This window comes from Eggerthella hominis (assembly GCF_014287365.1).
Classification (GTDB): domain Bacteria; phylum Actinomycetota; class Coriobacteriia; order Coriobacteriales; family Eggerthellaceae; genus Eggerthella; species Eggerthella guodeyinii.
Genome location: NZ_JACOOA010000001.1, coordinates 591508 through 608788, shown reverse-complemented (window position 1 = coordinate 608788; position 17281 = coordinate 591508). Strand labels below are relative to the sequence as shown.

At 67.2% G+C, this 17281-nt stretch carries 18 protein-coding genes; 17 read left to right on the top strand and 1 reads right to left on the bottom strand.

All coding sequences use genetic code 11. From position 1 onward, the window contains the following. Positions 1-60 precede the first annotated feature (60 nt). From hemA to H8S61_RS02655, 12 genes are all read left to right on the top strand, one after another. Positions 61-1380, top strand: coding sequence for a glutamyl-tRNA reductase (gene hemA, locus H8S61_RS02710; RefSeq protein ID WP_186937867.1), 1320 nt, complete (start codon positions 61-63; stop codon positions 1378-1380). Next, the gene (gene hemC / locus H8S61_RS02705; RefSeq protein ID WP_160942407.1) at positions 1377-2309 is read left to right on the top strand and encodes a hydroxymethylbilane synthase; all 933 of its coding nucleotides are present in this window, start codon (positions 1377-1379) and stop codon (positions 2307-2309) included. Before hemA ends, hemC begins: the two co-directional genes overlap by 4 nt. A 17-nt stretch (positions 2310-2326) precedes the next feature. Next, entirely contained in the window at positions 2327-3883 is a 1557-nt protein-coding gene (gene cobA / locus H8S61_RS02700; protein ID WP_186937866.1) for a uroporphyrinogen-III C-methyltransferase, read from the top strand. Then, positions 3880-4857 carry a porphobilinogen synthase gene (gene hemB, locus H8S61_RS02695; protein ID WP_186937865.1) on the top strand — a complete coding sequence of 326 codons (978 nt, stop codon included), beginning with the start codon at positions 3880-3882 and terminating at the stop codon, positions 4855-4857. The genes cobA and hemB overlap by 4 nt, the downstream gene beginning before the upstream one ends. A gap of 12 nt (positions 4858-4869) precedes the next feature. After that, positions 4870-6174: a glutamate-1-semialdehyde 2,1-aminomutase gene (gene hemL / locus H8S61_RS02690; protein ID WP_255466404.1), complete on the top strand. Its 1305-nt coding sequence runs from the start codon at positions 4870-4872 to the stop codon at positions 6172-6174. 335 nt (positions 6175-6509) lie between these two features. Next, complete coding sequence (locus H8S61_RS02685; protein WP_114546733.1) at positions 6510-6698, top strand: 4Fe-4S binding protein; 189 nt, start codon at positions 6510-6512, stop codon at positions 6696-6698. A gap of 40 nt (positions 6699-6738) precedes the next feature. Next, positions 6739-7959, top strand: a complete 1221-nt coding sequence (gene dsrA / locus H8S61_RS02680) for a dissimilatory-type sulfite reductase subunit alpha (protein WP_154332066.1) — start codon at positions 6739-6741, stop codon at positions 7957-7959. Positions 7960-8031: 72 nt separating this feature from the next. Continuing rightward, complete coding sequence (gene dsrB, locus H8S61_RS02675; RefSeq protein ID WP_222617582.1) at positions 8032-9081, top strand: dissimilatory-type sulfite reductase subunit beta; 1050 nt, start codon at positions 8032-8034, stop codon at positions 9079-9081. A gap of 150 nt (positions 9082-9231) precedes the next feature. Beyond that, complete coding sequence (locus H8S61_RS02670; protein WP_186937864.1) at positions 9232-10593, top strand: YeiH family protein; 1362 nt, start codon at positions 9232-9234, stop codon at positions 10591-10593. Positions 10594-10770: 177 nt separating this feature from the next. Further along, positions 10771-10971, top strand: a complete 201-nt coding sequence (locus H8S61_RS02665; RefSeq protein WP_154332064.1) for a hypothetical protein — start codon at positions 10771-10773, stop codon at positions 10969-10971. An 85-nt stretch (positions 10972-11056) separates the two neighbouring features. Next, positions 11057-11530 (top strand): hypothetical protein, encoded by a 474-nt coding sequence (locus tag H8S61_RS02660; protein ID WP_186937863.1) that lies wholly within the window; start codon positions 11057-11059, stop codon positions 11528-11530. A 59-nt stretch (positions 11531-11589) separates the two neighbouring features. Then, positions 11590-12465 carry a hypothetical protein gene (locus H8S61_RS02655; protein WP_186937862.1) on the top strand — a complete coding sequence of 292 codons (876 nt, stop codon included), beginning with the start codon at positions 11590-11592 and terminating at the stop codon, positions 12463-12465. A gap of 20 nt (positions 12466-12485) precedes the next feature. Here the strand turns inward: H8S61_RS02655 and H8S61_RS02650 are convergent, their stop codons facing one another. After that, the gene (locus tag H8S61_RS02650) at positions 12486-13112 is read right to left on the bottom strand and encodes a precorrin-2 dehydrogenase/sirohydrochlorin ferrochelatase family protein (RefSeq protein WP_160942413.1); all 627 of its coding nucleotides are present in this window, start codon (positions 13110-13112) and stop codon (positions 12486-12488) included. Positions 13113-13401: 289 nt separating this feature from the next. Between H8S61_RS02650 and H8S61_RS02645 the strand changes: the two genes are divergently transcribed. The 5 genes from H8S61_RS02645 to dsrJ all read left to right on the top strand — a co-directional run bounded on the left by H8S61_RS02645 (position 13402) and on the right by dsrJ (position 17280). After that, complete coding sequence (locus H8S61_RS02645; RefSeq protein WP_154332060.1) at positions 13402-13623, top strand: hypothetical protein; 222 nt, start codon at positions 13402-13404, stop codon at positions 13621-13623. A 102-nt stretch (positions 13624-13725) separates the two neighbouring features. Further along, positions 13726-14229 (top strand): RsbRD N-terminal domain-containing protein, encoded by a 504-nt coding sequence (locus H8S61_RS02640; RefSeq protein WP_186937861.1) that lies wholly within the window; start codon positions 13726-13728, stop codon positions 14227-14229. After that, on the top strand, positions 14226-15215 hold the full coding sequence (gene dsrM, locus H8S61_RS02635) for a sulfate reduction electron transfer complex DsrMKJOP subunit DsrM (protein ID WP_160942415.1): 990 nt from the start codon (positions 14226-14228) through the stop codon (positions 15213-15215). The genes H8S61_RS02640 and dsrM overlap by 4 nt, the downstream gene beginning before the upstream one ends. Positions 15216-15221: 6 nt before the next feature. After that, a complete protein-coding gene (gene dsrK, locus H8S61_RS02630) occupies positions 15222-16886 on the top strand; it encodes a sulfate reduction electron transfer complex DsrMKJOP subunit DsrK (protein ID WP_186937860.1) in 1665 nt (554 codons plus the stop codon). After that, positions 16879-17280: a sulfate reduction electron transfer complex DsrMKJOP subunit DsrJ gene (gene dsrJ / locus H8S61_RS02625; protein WP_160942417.1), complete on the top strand. Its 402-nt coding sequence runs from the start codon at positions 16879-16881 to the stop codon at positions 17278-17280. Before dsrK ends, dsrJ begins: the two co-directional genes overlap by 8 nt. Position 17281 lies beyond the last annotated feature (1 nt).

Below are 17281 nucleotides of genomic sequence, written 5' to 3'. Positions count from 1 at the left end.
GCCCGCGAACGGCGAACGGGCGCAAGGGGACCGGCGGGAGCGTCAGACGAGGGGTAGTCCATGGACAGCGTGGTTGTGGGATTGAACATCAAGAGCGCTCCGATCGAGCTGCTGGAGAAGCTGAGCATCCACCATTCGCTCAACGCTTCGTGCGCGCGCGACTTGAAGTCGGCGGCGCGCCTGAGCGCGGCCGTCGTGCTCAGCACGTGCAACCGGTTGGAGTTCTACGTGACGGCCGACGACCCCGAGCGCGGGGCCGAGGAGGTGTGGGGCTATTTCACCTCGCAGGGCCAAACCATCACCGAGCACGAGCGCACGCTGCTGCGCGAGCACATGTACGCCTACTCGGGCGACATGGCCGTGCGCCATCTGTTCGAAGTGGTGACCGGGCTGGACTCGCTCATCGTGGGCGAGGCCGAGATCCTCGGGCAGGTGTCGCGCGCCTACGACGCCGCCTGCAAGGCGGGCACCACGGACAAGTTCGTCAACGTGTGGTTCCAGCGGGCGCTCCATCTGGGAAAGAAGGTGCGCCACGAAACGTGCATCGGGCGCTACTCGATGTCGGTGGGGCGCATCGCGGTGGAGCTGGCCGCGCGCGAGCTCGGCGAGGTGAAGGACAAGCGCGTGCTCATCCTGGGCGCCGGCGAGATGAGCGAGCTCACCATGAAGTACCTCGTGGCCCACGAGGCCTCGGTGGTCATGGTGTCGAACCGCTCGCTCGACAAGGCGCGCACGCTGGCCGACCGCTACGGGTTCGAAGCGCACCGTCTGGAGGGCCTGGCGGCCTGCCTCGAGAAGGCGGACGTCGTGTTCTCGGCGACCTCGTCGAAGACGTACATGATCGATCGGGCCCTCGTGCAGCGCACCATGGAGGCGCGCCCCGACCGCCCGCTGCTGTTCGTGGACATGGCGGTGCCGCGCGACGTGGACCCGGCGGCCGCGAGCGTTCCCGGCGTGAGCATCTACAACATCAACGAGCTGCGCGACGAGGCCGACGCGAACCGCTTGAAGCGGGCGACGGCCGAGAAGAGCGTGCGGCGGTTCATCGAGGAGGAGGTGGCGGACTTCCGGCGGTGGGTGCAGTCGCTCGAGCTCGTGCCCGTCATCGCCGCCTTCCGCCGGCACGCCGAGGAGATCAAGCGCGCACGGCTGGACGTGGCCCTCGAGCGGCTCTCGGGGCTCACCCCCTCGCAGAAGAAGCAGGTGCGCGTGCTGGCCACCACCATCACCGACGAGTTCGTCCACGAGCCCGTCGAGTCCCTCAACGCGCAGGCCGGCTCCGCGAAGAGCAGGGAGTACGCGCGCATGCTCCAGGAGCTGTTCGCGCTCGAGGTGGCGCGCACGGCGGGCGACGCGGCGGAGCGGGGGTGCGCGCGATGAGGAGCTTTCGCATCGGCACGCGCAAGAGCGACCTGGCCCTGTGGCAGGCCCGCTTCGTGCAGCGCTTGCTGGAGGAGGCCCACCCCGGCATGGAGGTCGAGCTGGTCACCATGGACACCGAGGGGGACAAGCGCCTCGAGGTGCCGCTGTCGTCGGTCGCCGGCAAGGGCTTCTTCACGGCCGAGATCGAGGAGCGGCTGTACGGCGGCGAGATCGACATCGCCGTGCACAGCTTGAAGGACCTGCCCACCGTGCTGCCCGAGGGCCTGGGCATCGGCGCGTACTGCGAGCGCGGCGACGCGCGCGACGCGTTTCTGGGCAAGGACGGCCGCACGTTCGACGAGCTGCCCGCGCAGGCGCGCGTGGGCACCTCATCCCTGCGCCGCACGGCGCAGCTGCGCCGCCTGCGCCCCGACGTGGAGTGCGTGGAGATACGCGGCAACCTGGGCACGCGCTGGCGCAAGCTGCAGGAGGCCGACGACATGGACGGCATCGTGCTGGCCGCCGCCGGCGTCGTCCGCCTGGGATGGCAGGAGCGCATCACGCAGTTCTTCGACCCGCTGACAGTGCTCTCGGCGCCCGGGCAGGGGGTCGTCGCGGTGGAGAGCCTCACCGAGCGCGCGGACGTGCGGGAGGCGCTTGCCGCCGTCAACCACCGGCCCACCGAGCTCGCGGCGCGGGCCGAGCGCTGCTTCCTCGCGCTGCTCGGCGGCGGCTGCCAGACGCCCATCGCGTCCTTCGCCACGGTGGAGGACGGCGCGATACGCCTTGCGGGCAGCGTCATCAGCCTCGACGGCACCGAGCTCGTGCACGTGACGGAAACGGGCGACGATCCCGGGCAGGTGGGCGAGCGCGCCGCGCGCCGCGCCCTCGATGCAGGGGCGGATGCCATCCTGCGCGCCACATGCGGCGCGCCGACGGACCACTAGAGAGGCGGCGACACCTTATGGAGCAGAACGCGCAGGCGTACCTCGTAGGAGCGGGCCCGGGCGACCCGGGCCTCATGACCGTGCGGGCCTTGGAGCTCGTGCAGCGCGCCGACGTGCTCGTGTACGACCGGCTCGTGTCGCCGGACGTCGTCGCGCAGGCGCCCGCGACGTGCGAGCTCGTGTACGTGGGCAAGTCGCCCGACCGCCACACCCTCGCGCAGCACGAGATCAACGCGCTGCTTGTGGAGAAGGCCGCGCCGGGACGCACGCTCGTGCGCCTCAAAGGCGGCGACCCGTTCGTGTTCGGCCGCGGCGGCGAGGAGGCCGAGGAGCTGCGATCCCACGGCATCCCGTTCGCCGTGGTGCCGGGCGTCACGTCCTGCATCGCCGCGCCGGCGTATGCGGGCATTCCCGTGACGCACCGCGGTATGGCCTCGTCGTTCACGGTGATCACCGGCCACGAGGACCCCTCGAAGCTGGCCTCGTCCGTGGACTGGGAGCAGGTGGCGCACCTGAAGGGCACCCTCGTGTTCCTCATGGGCATGAAGAACCTGCCCGTCATCGCCGAGAGCCTCATGGCGTACGGCATGCCCGGCGAGACGCCGGCGGCCGTCGTCGAGCGCGGCACCTGGCCCGCCCAGCGCGTCGCCGTCGGGTGCTTGGACACCATCGCGGCCGATGCGGCCGAGCGCGGCCTGGCGAACCCCGCCGTCATCGTCGTGGGTCAGGTTGCGGCCCTGCACGACGAGCTGGCGTGGTTCGACCCCCGCCCGCTCGCAGGCAAGACGGTGGGCATCACCCGCGCCCGCCATCAGGCCTCCGAGCTGCGCACCGAGCTGGAAGCGCTCGGCGCCGCCGTGGCGGAGTTCCCGGTGAGCCGCCTGGCGCCGCCCACCGACCCGGCGCCGCTCGCCGCGGCCGCAGCTTCGCGCGAGACGTACGACTTCGCCGTGTTCACCAGCGCGAACGGCGTCAAGACCTTCTTCCGCGCCTGCGAGGCGGCCTGTCCCGCGCCGGCCGACGCCGCCCCTTCCGCATCTTCCGCTGCAGCCGTCCTCGCGGGCGCCGCCGTCATCGCCGTAGGCCCCGCCACGGCCAAGGCGCTCGCGACGCGCGGCGTGCGCAGCGCGATCACGCCCGACTCCTTCTGCGCAGAGGGAGTCGCGGACCTCCTCAGTGGGCGCCTCGGCCCGAGCGAGCGCGTGCTGCTCGTCAGGGCCGAGGATGCCCGAACCGTCGTGGCCGACGCCGTGCGCACGGCGGGCGCCGAGCTCGTGGACGTGCCCGCGTACCGCACCGTGCTGCGCGAGGACGGCAAGGACGACCTTCTGGCCGCCCTGCGCGCCGGCAGCCTGGACGCGCTCACGTTCGCCAGCTCGTCGGCCGCGCGCAACACCGTCGCCCTGCTCGACGGCGACGCGTCGCTGCTGGCGGGGGTATCGCTGTTTTCAATCGGACCGCTCACCACCGCCACGATGGAGGGGCTGGGGCTCGCCGTGCGCGCCGAAGCCGGCTCGTCCACCGTCGGAGGGCTCGTGGGCGCGGTCCTCGGATCGCTAGGAGAGCCATCGTGAACCTTCCCCAACGCCCGCGGCGCCTGCGCCAGAACGAAGCCGTCCGCGCCATGGTGCGCGAGCACGAGCTGCGGGCCGCCGACTTCGTCTACCCGCTGTTCGTCTGCCACGGCGCCCGCATCGCGGACCCGGTCGGCTCCATGCCCGGCGTGTGCCGCTACTCGCTCGACCGGCTTCCCGCCGTGCTCGACGACGTGGTCGGCCTCGGCATTCCCGCCGTCATCCTGTTCGGCATCCCCGAGCGCAAGGACGCCGTGGGCTCCGAGGCGTACGCGGACGACGGCATCGTGCAGCGGGCCGTGCGCGCCATCAGGGAGCAGTACCCGCAGCTCGTGGTGATCACCGACGTGTGCCTGTGCGAGTACACCGACCACGGCCACTGCGGCCTCGTGGAGGACGGCTACGTGCTGAACGACGAGACCGTGGAGCTGCTCGCGCAAACGGCCGTATCGCACGCGCGCGCCGGCGCCCACATCGTGGCGCCGTCCGACATGATGGACGGGCGCGTGGCCGCCATCAGGCAGGCGCTCGACGCCGCGGGGCTGGAACGCACGGCCATCATGTCGTACGCCGCGAAGTTCGCGTCGGGCTACTACGGCCCGTTTCGCGAAGCTGCCGGCTCCACGCCGGGCTTCGGCGACCGCAAGGGCTACCAGATGGATCCTGCGAACGGCGACGAAGCCGTCCGCGAGGCCCTGCTGGACGTGGAGCAGGGCGCCGACATGATCATCGTGAAGCCGGCGCTTGCGTTCGGCGACATCGTCTGGCGCACGAAGCAGGAGACGCATCTGCCCGTCGTGGCCTACAACGTGAGCGGCGAGTACGCCATGGTGAAGGCCGCCGCCGCGAACGGCTGGCTCGACGAGCGCAAGGTGGTGCTGGAGTCGCTCTGCGGCATGAAGCGCGCCGGCGCCGACATCATCATCACCTACCATGCGCTCGATGCGGCGCGCTGGCTCGCCGAGCGCGCCTAGGAAGGAGGGCCCATGCAGGAAACGGAGAACGCCCGCACGATGCGGGCGAGCGAGGAGGCCTTCCGCCAGGCCGCCGAAGCCATCCCCGGCGGCGTGAACTCGCCCGTGCGGGCCGCGCTCGCCGTGGGCGCCGAACCGGCGTTCATCGCGCGCGGAGAGGGCGCGTACCTGTGGGACGTCGACGGCAACCGCTACCTCGACTACGTGGGCTCGTGGGGCCCGCTCATCATGGGCCACGCGCATCCCGCCGTCGTGGAGGCCGTGTGCGCGGCGGCCCGCGACGGCCTGAGCTTCGGGGCGCCCACTCCGGGCGAGACGAGGCTCGCCCGCGTCGTCCGGGACGCGTTTCCCTCCATGGAGATGGTGCGCCTGGTGAGCTCGGGCACGGAGGCGACGATGAGCGCCATCCGCCTCGCGCGCGGCGTCACCGGCCGCGACTGCATCGTGAAGTTCGAGGGCTGCTACCACGGCCACGCCGACGCCCTGCTCGTCAAGGCCGGCAGCGGCGCGCTCACCATGGGCGTGCCGAGCTCGGCCGGCGTGCCGGCCGGCTGCACGGCCTCCACGCTCGTGGCGCGCTACAACGACCTCGACAGCGTCCGCGCGCTGTTCGCCGAGCGCGGCGAGGAGATCGCCGCCGTCATCGTGGAGCCGGTGGCGGGCAACATGGGCGTCGTGCCGCCGCGGGACGGCTTTCTGCCCGGGCTGCGGGAGATCACCGAAGCGTACGGCAGCTTGCTCGTCTTCGACGAGGTCATGACGGGCTTCCGCGTGTCGTTCGGCGGGGTGCAGGCCCTCTGCGGCGTCGACCCCGACCTCACCTGCCTCGGCAAGGTCATCGGCGGGGGCATGCCCCTCGCCGCGTTCGGCGGCAAGCGCCGCTACCTGGAGCAGCTGGCCCCGCTCGGGCCGGTGTACCAGGCGGGCACGCTCGCCGGCAACCCGGTGGCCGTGGCCGCGGGCCTCGCCACGGTGGAGCTTCTGCGGGAGCCGGGCGTGCACGAGGGCATCGTCGAGAGGACCGAGGAGCTCGCGCGCGGCATCGAGCGGCTCGGCATCGCGCGCGGCGTGCCCCTGCGCGTCAACCGGGCCGGGGCCATGTTCTCGGTGTTCTTCACCGAAGACGAGGTCTACGACTACCGCAGCGCCCTGTCCTCCAACACCGAGCTGTACGCGTGCTTCTACCGCTTCCTGCGCGCCTCGGGGGTGTACATCGCCCCGAGCCAGTTCGAGGCGCTGTTCGTGTCGGCCGCGCACACCGACGCGCATATCGCCGACACCCTCGAGCGCATCGAGGCGGCCTTGGCTCGGATGTAGAACATCGGCGCCAGCCTTCTTCGCTTCGCCCGCCCATCCCGCAGGGGAGAGGCGGGCGAAGCGCTGTCAGAAGTCGGAAAATTCCGCATTTGATCAGGGGACATGATGATGCATGGCAAACGTTCCAGCTATCGGAATCTTTTATACCAGGAATCTGCGGCGAAGCCGCGACGGGCGTTTGACCAAGCGAAACGACGGGCGATAGCCAATGGTGATCACGCCATGAATTCAATGTATTTTACAGGCCAAATAGGGGGTGATTAAATCAAAAGCAGCTGATCATCGGCTTTTGAAGGACAAGACGAGGTGAGGGAAGGAAAGGAGGGTGGAACGACATGTACATGGTGGTGTTGGACGAGGAGAAGTGCACCGGATGCGATTCGTGCGCCGAAGGTTGCCCGGCTCAGATTCTCGGATTCGATGGCACGCACGCTTTGATCAAGGGAGATTCATGCGACTGCATGGGATGCGAAGCCTGCGTCATGGTATGTCCCGCCGGGGCGTTCACCGTCACGGAATTGTAGCGCCAACAGGTTCCCGGTAGGAACCACAGGAGGAGCGATCATGGATGAAAACAGCAAGACCCCCCAGTTGGACGAGCTGGAAACCGGGCCGTGGCCGAGCTTCGTCACGGAGATAAAGAAGGCGGCCGACAAGAGCGCGATGAGCGCCGACCTGCTCGGCGTGCTCGAGCGGTCCTACGAGGACAAGGTGGGCCACTGGAAGCACGGCGGCATCGTGGGCGTCAAGGGGTACGGCGGCGGCGTCGTCGGGCGCTACACCGACCTGCCCGAGGAGTTCCCGAACGTCGCTGAGTTCCACACGATGCGCGTCAACGCGCCGAGCGGCTGGTTCTACACCACCGACGCCCTGCGCACCGTCTGCGACATCTGGGAGCGCCACGGTTCGGGCATCACGAACATGCACGGCTCCACGGGCGACCTCATTTTGCTGGGCATGAAGACCGAAGAGCTGCAACCCACGTTCAACGAGCTGGCCGAGAACGGGTTCGACCTGGGAGGCTCCGGTTCCGACCTGCGCTCCCCGAGCTGCTGCTGCGGCCCCGGCCGGTGCGAGTACGCCTGCTACGACACCTTGGACATGTGCTACGACATCACCAACGAGTTCCAGGACGAGCTGCATCGTCCGATGTGGCCGTATAAGTCCAAGATCAAGATGTCCGGATGCGCGAACGACTGCGTGGCCGCCGCCGCCCGCGCCGACATCTCGGTCATCGGCACCTGGCGCGACACCATCGTCATCGACCAGGAGGCGGTGAAGCAGTACGCCGCCGACGGGCTCGACATCCGCGAGGCCGTGGTGGAGAAGTGCCCCACCCGCTGCCTGACCTACGACCAGGGCACGGGCGAGCTCGCGGTGAACGGCGCGGAGTGCACGCGCTGCATGCACTGCGTCAACGTCATGTGCAAGGCCATCAAGCAGGGCGAGGAGAAGGGCGCGACCATTCTCCTGGGCGCCAAGTCCACCATCGTGAAATCCGCCTTCATGTCGTGGGTGCTCGTGCCCTTCATGAAGATGGAGGCCCCCTACACCGAGTTCAAGGATCTGGTGAACCGCATCTGGGACTGGTGGGACGAGAACGGCAAGACCCGCGAGCGCATCGGCGAGACCGTGTACCGCATCGGCATGGGCAAGTTCCTGCGCGAGGTGGGCATGGAAGCGGTGCCCCAGATGGTGTACCGCCCGCGCGCGAACCCCTACGTGTTCTGGCCCCAGGAGGAGATCTTCAAGGAAGCGGCCGGTCAGGCGGAGGGCGACAACTAGACGTACGGCCTTTCTCTCAGAGAGGCTTCGCTACGGCATCCAATTCAGATAGACGAGGTGATTGAAGTGGCAATGATCGACAACGGCCCTCCGGATTTTCACGAGTACCTTCCCACCATCATCAAAGAGAACTACGGCAAATGGCTCTACCACGAGCATCCGCGACCGGGCGTGTTGAAGCACGTCGGGCCCGCAGGCGCGCTGTACAGCGTGCGCGTGGGCGAGCCGCGCCTCATGAGCGTCGACTCCATCCGCGACGTCTGCGACATCGCCGACGAGTTCTGCGACGGGCACCTGCGTTTCACGAGCCGCAACAACATCGAGTTCCTCACGCCTGACGAGAGCAAGGTCCTGCCCATCATCGAGCGCTGCGAGGAGATGGGCTACCCGGTGGGCGGCACCGGCAACTCGCTCAGCAACATCGTGCACACGCAGGGCTGGGTGCATTGCCATACGCCCGCAAGCGACGCGTCCGGCATCGTGAAGGCCATCATGGACGACCTGTTCGAGTACTTCGGCACGCAGGTCCTGCCCAACAAGCTGCACATCGCCATGGCGTGCTGCCTCAACATGTGCGGCGCGGCCCACTGCAGCGACATCTCCATCGTCGGCATCCACCGCACCGTCCCGCGCATGGACCACGAGGCCATCCGCAAGAACACCGAGATCCCGAGCCTCGTGGCCTGCTGCCCGACGGCGGCCATCCGCCCCGATCCGAAGAACAAGAGCGTGAGCGTGGTGGAGGAGCGCTGCATGTACTGCGGCAACTGCTACACCATGTCGCCCGGCATGCACATCATGGATGCCGAGAACGACGGTTTGGCCATCATGGTGGGCGGCAAGGTTTCCACGGCCCGCACGGATCCCAGCTTCTCGCGCATGGTCATCCCGTTCCTGCCGAACAACCCGCCGCGCTGGCCCGAGACGGTCGAGGCGGTGCGCCACATCGTGGAGGTGTGGGTCGAGAACGCGCACCAGGGGGAGCGTTTGGGCGAGTGGATCGAGCGCATCGGATGGGAGCGGTTCTTCTCCATCTCGGGAATCCCGTTCTCCGACAAGCTCATCGACGACTACATCTTCTCGCGCGAGACCTTCAGGACGTCGTCGGCGTTCAAGTTCTAGCGTTTCAGGCTCTCAATCCGCGTCGGCGGGACTGACGGAACCCGTCGGCGCGGATTGATCAACGATGGCTGATGGCATCACCTATCGCTGATCGAATACACGAGGGACGAGCAGCCATGCGGCTGTTCGAACAGAGAAAAGGGGATATTTATGTCAACAAACAATACCAAGACCAACGGCGGGGGCCTCAAGAGCCTCTACCTGAAGGAAGATTGGTGGGCCGTTTGGATCGGTCTGGGCCTCGTCGTCGTCTGCCTGATCCTCTGGGCAGCCGGGCAGTCCGATATCCTGAGCGTGCTCAACGTGAAGTTCGCCGGCTACAGCGACTTCGCGGGCCTGCTGCCGTGCGTGACCGGCATCTTCCCGAACGCGATCATCCTGTACGTCGTGCTGGCCATCATCTTCTCGATCGTCATGGGCATCATGGGCAAGAACGTCCCGAAGTTCTTCGCGGGCTTCACGCTGCTGTACGTGATGGCCATCTTGGTCCAGATCCTCTCCGCGTGGGACCTCGCCAAGCAGTTCAGCCTCGAGGCGCCGGTCATGGCCCTGATCGTGGGCATCATCCTCGGCAACTTCGTCAAGATCCCGGATTGGTTCGAAGCCGGCATGCGCACCGAGTTCTACGTGAAGACCGGTATCGTCCTCATGGGCGCCACGCTTCCCTTCACGCTGATCCTCCAGTCCGGCCCGGTCGCTCTCTTGCAGGCCACGATCATCGCCGTGTCCACCTTCCTGGTGATCTACTTCTGCGCCACCCGTCTGTTCAAGCTTGAGAAGCCGTTCGCGGCCACCCTCGCCACCGGCGGTTCCATCTGCGGCGTGTCGGCCTCCATCGCCATCGGCAGCGCCGTGAACGCCAAGAAGGAGCACGTGTCCGTCTCGATCTCCATGGTTGTCATCTGGGCCACCATCATGGTGTTCCTGCTTCCCGTCATCTGCCGTGCCCTCGGCCTGTCCGACGGCGCCTCCGGCGCGTGGATCGGCACGTCCGAGTTCGCGGATGCCGCCGGCATGGCCGCAGCCGCCCAGTTCGGCGACGGTGCCATCACCACGTTCACCCTCATGAAGGTCGTCGGCCGCGATATCTTCGTCGGCGTGTGGGCCTTCATCCTGGCCATCATCTCCGTCACCATGTGGGAGAAGAGCGACAGTGCCGACGGCACGCGCCAGAAGCCGTCCGCGGGCGTCATCTGGGAGCGCTTCCCGAAGTTCGTCCTGGGCTTTTTCATCGCCTCCATCCTCATCACCGTCGTGACGCTGTCCGTTGCTCCCGACATCGCGGCCACCATGGACAAGCAGGTTCTCAGCCCGATCAAGGGCCTGCGCGGCTGGGCGTTCATCCTGTGCTTCCTCTGCATCGGCCTGACCACGCGCTTCAAGGCCCTCGCCGCTACCGGCTGGAAGCCCTTCGCGGCCTTCACCTGCGGCGTCGTGGTTAACGTACTGCTCGGCTTCCTCTTCTCCACGATGATCCTGAACAACTACTGGACGACCGTCGGACTTGGGTAAGCAATGGAAGAGCCAACCGTAGTCAAGCATACCTGCATCCAAAGCGCCTGCTTCTTCCTTCCGTTCTTCGAAGCGGGGGAGTGGCGCCGAAGGGGAAAATCGCCTTGGAAGTCCGTCAAGAAGATCGAGGCGACCCCGGATGCGATTCGAGAGCTCGCGGCGTACACCGAGCGATGCATGGTGCATAGCGCAGCGGTCATGGAGTTCTTGCTGAGCATTCATGACGACTGGGAGATCACCGTCAAGAAGGACGGCGTGTGGATGGAAACGGAAACCATGATCTACGAGGACATCCTTCCCAAGCTCGAAGAAGCGGGCATCAGCGAGAACGACTACGCGCTCTACAGCGAGTACACGCGCAAATGGGGCATGATCTAGTCCCGTAGGCGCATGGTCGGAAACGCAGGCGGTCTCGTGCGAGCGAGGCTGCCTGCGGCCGTTTCAACGCGGAGGAAGGATCGTCGTGGGCAGTATCACCAAAGCGGGCGTGCGCGCCATCGCCGAAGCGGGGGACGCAGGCGCGCTTCTGAGGGCGTTCGACGAGGATCCGAGCCGGGTGCGGAGGTTCCTCGCGCGGCTCACCTTCGCGCCCGACGATGCCGGTCACGATCGCGCCGTCGCATGCTTCGAGACGCTCGCGCGCGAGCGGTGCGCGGCCATGCCCTCGTTCTTCTTGGAGATCATCCGCCGCAGCCTCTGGGAGATGAACGACGAAGGAGGCAACAACTCCTGGTCGGCCCCCGAGGTGGCCGGCGCCGTCATCGCGGGGGCGACCCCGCGCTTCGACGGCTACTTTTCCTACGTGTTTTACGCCGCGCGCGACGAGCCGCTGTTCCATGAGAGCTTGCGCGCCGCCTTTGCGCTGGTGGCCGCCGCGAATCCGCTGTTGGGCGACGAGTATCGCGCGGGCATCGACGCCCTCTGCGGCACGTATTGAGATGCGCCGTCCCGCACGCCGTGCGGGATCGCGCCGGTTTGTTGGGGAGAGGAAGCACTATGAGAGCTTACGAGCGTATCGTCGACGTCCTGGGCGACGAGGCCGACGAGGAGTCCCGCGCATGGGTGCACCGCAGCTACACGATCAAGGTGCGCGTCGCCGGGGTTGCCGCCTTCGCGTTCTTCATGATGGCCATGGGCATGTCGGGCACTCCCTGGTTCGCCATAAGCACCCTCATCCTGCTGCCGCTCATGATCGTCGCGGTGTTCTTCGGGGTGCTCATGCGCGGCACGGTCAACAAGGGCCTCACGCGCCTCATCGACCGCGACTGCGATCCGGTGCTGTGCGGCCGCCGGACGCTCGCCCTGCTCGAGAAGGACAAGAAGAACGCCGACCCGCGCAGCGGCCTGTTCAGCTACGCCTACGCCCTGCGGTGGCAGGGGAAGTGGAACGAGGCGGCCAAGCTCATGCGGATCCTCGAGGACGACGACGATCCTCAGAGCAGGTTCCTCTACCACAACCTCATGGCGTACTGCGCGTTCGACAAGCGCGACCTCAAGGGCCTGACGGCCGAGGTCAAGGCGTTGAAGGAGCTTTCCGGCGAGGGGCTGTCGAAGGACGCGCCCGCGCACATCGCCGAGCACGTCGCCCTGCGCGACCTGCTGGCCAAGGAGCTCAACGGAAAGCCGTCCAAGGCGGCGGCCGACTACCTCCAGGTGGCCGACGGGCCCAAGGCGCTTCCCGCGCATGCCGTGCTGTTCTCGCTGAAGGCGGCGGAGTGCCTGGCCGACCCTGCCGAGCGCCGCGCGCGCCTCGTCTACGCGGCGGAGAACGGCGGTACCACCTGGTGCGCCGCGGAAGCGAAAACGCGGCTCGACAAGGAGGCCCAGAAGAAGCTCGCCCGCGCAGCGGCGGATGCGGCGGCGCTCGCCTGATCAGGCGAGCGGGCCCCTCCTCACTTGAGGAGGGATTCCAGGATCGCCTCGGCTCCGGCCGCGTCGCCGGCCTCCAGGGCGGCCAAGACGCGCCCGTCGGAAGCCTGCTCCCAGAACGCGAAGTGGCGCTCGGGGGGGAGGGCGTCGCTCACCCGGGGGCGCCATGAGGCCATGAGCTCGAGGTACGGCGCGTACGCTTCGCCGAACCGCTCCTCCAAGCCCTCGCGGATGCGGCGGGCCGACAGGGGGCTCGCGCCCTCGGTGGACACGGAGACGGACAGCTTGCCGCGGCGCAGCACCGACGGCAGGAAGAACGTGCACACCTCGGGACGGTCGGCCACGTTCACCATGAGGCGCGCGGCCGTGGCATCGTCGTACACGCGCCGGTTGACGCCCTCGTCGTCGGTTGCCGCGAACACGATGTCGGCCTCGTCGAGGTCGGAGGTTTCGTAGGGCCGCACGCGCCATGTGCAGCGCTCGCCGTCGACGAGCTTCTGCAGATCGGGCGTCGCCTCGGGCGCCACCACGTCCACGAGCGCCTCGCACTCCAAGAGGCCCTGCACCTTGCGCGCGGCCACCGGGCCGCCGCCCACCACCACGGCGCGCTTGTCTTTCAGGACCAGGGAAACAGGGTAGGTTCTCGCCATGGGAGCCCTCGCATCTTCGCTTGAACGGATTGCGGACGAACGCCGGAAACCGGCTTGGGCACGATTGTAGCACCGGTGGGAAAACGAGGGCGCAACAATTTGCCCGCCGCGGTGCCATACAGGCAGGAAAACGGCACGTGAACAGGTAAAACACCCTGTCATTGTCTTTTGTAATGGGGTGATGAATTCATAGTATTTTACACGTGGCGAACCCCGTGATTAAATGAGATGCATGGGATTCGTGTATCGCTGACAGGCCCGTTCGACGGGTCGAAGGAGGACGTTCGTCATGGAAAAAGGTCCGGCAGATCCTCAGGTCAAGCAAAAGGTTCTCGATTATCTCGACACGGTGGAGAAGGCCAAGAGCAAGGAGATCGCCGCCGCTATCGGCGAGCCGAAATCGGCCGTCGACCTCGCGGTGAAGGAGCTCGCCTTCGAGGACAAGGTGGAGTACCTCTACATCACCACGACGTTCGTCGCCCTCAAGGGCAAAGTCGCCCCGCCCGAATAGGCGCGCGTTCGCGCTTCGGGGTGCGCCCGCGTCGGGAGGGTGCGGGCGCACAGGGGGCATGCGCTGCAGGCCGCAGGACACACGAGAGGCATGGGGAATGCAATGACCGCTCTATCCGAAGAGCTTATCGAGGGGAAGGATTCCATCCTGGAGGCGTGGCGCAAAGCCGTCGGGCCCTCGCGGGATGCGGGATTCGCGTCCTCGCACCGGAAGGGCCGGTTCGCCGATCCTGCCGGCTACCACGCAGCCCGGGGTATGGACGACGTGCTGGTCTGGCTTCTGTCGGACGAGGGCGACGGGATGCCCGCCGCGGTGGAAGAGCTTTGCCGCGTCGAGGCCGTGCGGGACGAGCCCCCTTCCGCGGCGCTCGCGTTCCTGTTCGACCTGAAGCCCGTCATACGCTCCGCCGCGGGCAAGGCGGCGGACGAGGAAGACCTGCGTGCGCTCGACGCGCGCATCGACGCGCTTTCGCTGCACGCGTTCGACTGCTACGTCGCCTGCCGCAACCGCATCGCGCAGCTGCGCGTCGACGAGGTGCAGCGCGGCGAGAAGATGCTGCGCAGACAGCTTGAAGGCATCCGGAGGAATGGGGAAGAGCTGGCATGAAACTAGGGATTCCGCTGCTCGTCGTCGCCGCGTTGGCGGCCTTCGCCTGGATAGGCACCGCGTACCTGCATTGGTACGCCCTGTTCGGGATCGTCATCCCGTACGCGGCGTTCACCCTGTTCGTCGTGGGGTTCGTCATCAGGCTCGTCAAATGGGGCACCTCCGCGGTGCCGTTCCGCATTCCCACGACGTGCGGCCAGCAGAAGTCGTTGCCGTGGATCAAGCAGAACAAGCTGGAGAACCCCTCGTCGTTCGGCGGGGTGGTGGGCCGCATGCTGCTCGAGGTGCTGTGCTTCCGCTCGCTGTTCCGCAACGCCAAGACCGAGAAGGCGGACGGCAAGCTGGCGTTCGGCTCGGCGAAGTGGCTGTGGTTCGGCGCGCTCGTGTTCCACTGGTCCATGCTCGTCATCGTGCTCCGTCACCTGCGCCTGTTCCTGGATCCCGTGCCCGCGTTCGTCACGGGCATCGAGGGCCTCGACAGCATCCTGCAGGTGGGGCTGCCGCTGCTCTACATCACCGACGTGCTCGTCGTCGGCGCGCTCACGTTCCTGTTCGTGCGCCGCGTGGTCGTCCCGCAGGTGCGCTTCGTCTCGCTGCCGGCCGATTTCCTGCCGCTGTTCCTGCTGCTGGGCGTGGCGGTTTCGGGCATCGTGATGCGCTACGGGTTCCGCATCGACGTCGTGGACGTGAAGGAGCTCGCCATGGGCCTGGTCACGCTGCACCCGGTGGCGCCCGAGGGCATCGCCCCCATCCTGTTCGTGCACCTGTTCTTGGTGAGCGCGCTTCTGGTGTACTTCCCTTGGAGCAAACTCATGCATGCGGGCGGCATCGTGCTGAGCCCCACGCGCAACCTGGCGAACAACAACCGCGCGAAGCGCCACGTGAACCCCTGGAACTACCCGGTTGACGTGCACACGTACGCCGAGTACGAGGCTGAGTTCGGGGAAAAGATGAAAAAAGTCGGCCTGCCCCTGGATGCGGAGTAACACGACATGGCGAAACTACCGAACAAAGAAGACCTGCTCGACTTCGACCTCGGCGTGTCCGAGAAGCCGTGGATGGACACGCCCGCGGAGTTCAAGGAGGGCATGTACTGCCACGGCGCGAAGCCGAAGACGCTCAACGTCGTGGGCATGCCGAACGCGCACGAGTGGTCGTCGTCCGACGAGGATTGGAACCTTCCCGAGAACTGGAAGGAGATCATCCTCGACGGCATGGCCGACCGCGTGAAGAAGTACCGCTCGTTCCGGCTGTTCATGGACGTGTGCGTGCGCTGCGGCGCCTGCGCCGACAAGTGCCACTTCTACCTGGGCTCGGGCGACCCGAAGAACATGCCGGTGCTGCGCGCCGAGCTTCTGCGCTCGGTGTACCGCCGCTACTTCACCACGTCGGGCAAGCTGTTCGGCCGCCTGGCCGGCGCGCGCGACCTCACCGAGGACGTGCTCAAGGAGTGGTGGTACTACTTCTACCAGTGCACGGAGTGCCGCCGCTGCTCGGCGTTCTGCCCCTACGGCATCGACCAGGCCGAGATCACCATCATGGGCCGCGAGCTTTTGAACCTCGTCGGCCTCAACACCGAGTGGATCGCCGGCCCCGTGTCGAACTGCTACATGAAGGGCAACCACGTGGGCCTCGAGCCCCAGACCATCATGGGCAACGTGGAGTTCCTCATGGAGGACCTCGAAACCATCACGGGCAAGCACATCGAGCCCTCGTTCAACCGCAAGGGCGCCGAGATCCTGTTCGTCGTGCCCTCGGGCGATCTGTACGCCGAGCCCGGCACGTTCACGTTCATGGGCTACATCCTGCTGTTCGAGCAGCTGGGACTGGACTACACGCTGAGCACGTACGCCTCCGAGGGCGGCAACTTCGGCTTCTTCACGTCGAACGAGATGGCGAAGCGCCTGAACGCGAAGATGTACGCCGAGGCCGAGCGTTTGGGCGTGAAGTGGATACTGGGCGGCGAGTGCGGCCATATGTGGCGCCTCGTGAACCAGTACATGGACACGTGGAACGGTCCGGCCGACTTCCTGGAGCAGCCGGTGTCGCCCGTCACGGGCACGGTGTTCCAGAACGCCGCGTCCACGAAGATGGTGCACATCACCGAGTTCACGGCCGACCTTCTGTACCACGACAAGGTGAAGCTCGACCCGAGCCGCAACGACCATCTCGTGGTGACGTACCACGACTCGTGCAACACCTCGCGCGCCATGGGGCTGCTGGAGGAGCCGCGCTTCATCCTCAGCAAGGTGTGCAACAACTTCCACGAGATGCCCGACGAGACCATCCGCGAGAAGACGCTGTGCTGCGGCAGCGGCGCCGGCCTGAACGCGGGCGAGAACATGGAGCTGCGCCTGCGCGGCGGCTACCCGCGCGCCGACGCGGTGCGCTCGGTGAAGGAGCGCTACGGCGTGAACACGCTGGCCAACATCTGCGCGCTCGACCGCGCGTCGTTCCCCTCGCTCATGGACTACTGGGTGCCGGGCACGCGCGTCATGGGCGTCCACGAGCTGGTGGGCAACGCGCTCGTGCTGGACAACGAGATAGAGCGCACGCTCGACCTGCGCCTGGAGGAGCTCCCGAACCGCACGAAGGACGCCGAGCCCGCGCCGGGCGCAGGCGAACCGAGCGCCGACGAAGGGGGGAGCCATGTATAAGGGTGGAAGGATCATCCTGTTCGCGGGGCTGTTCGTCCTGCTCATGGCCGTGCCGCTCATCGTGAACCTGGGCAACGCCACGGCGGCCCCCACGCCGAGCACGGACACGCCGGCTATCGACGCGCTGTCCGAGAAGCGCTGCGTGGAGTCGACGGAGTACATGCGCAGCTCCCACATGCAGCTGCTCGACGAGTGGCGCAACGACGTCGTGCGCGACGGCGCCACGGAGTACCGGGGCGCCGGCGGCCAGGTGTACGAGATCAGCCTGGACGACACGTGCCTGGAGTGCCACACGAACCGCGAGGAGTTCTGCGACAGCTGCCACGAGTACTCGTCGGTGGAGCTGTACTGCTGGGACTGCCACGACCTGGCCGACGCAGGGCAGGGGAACTGAC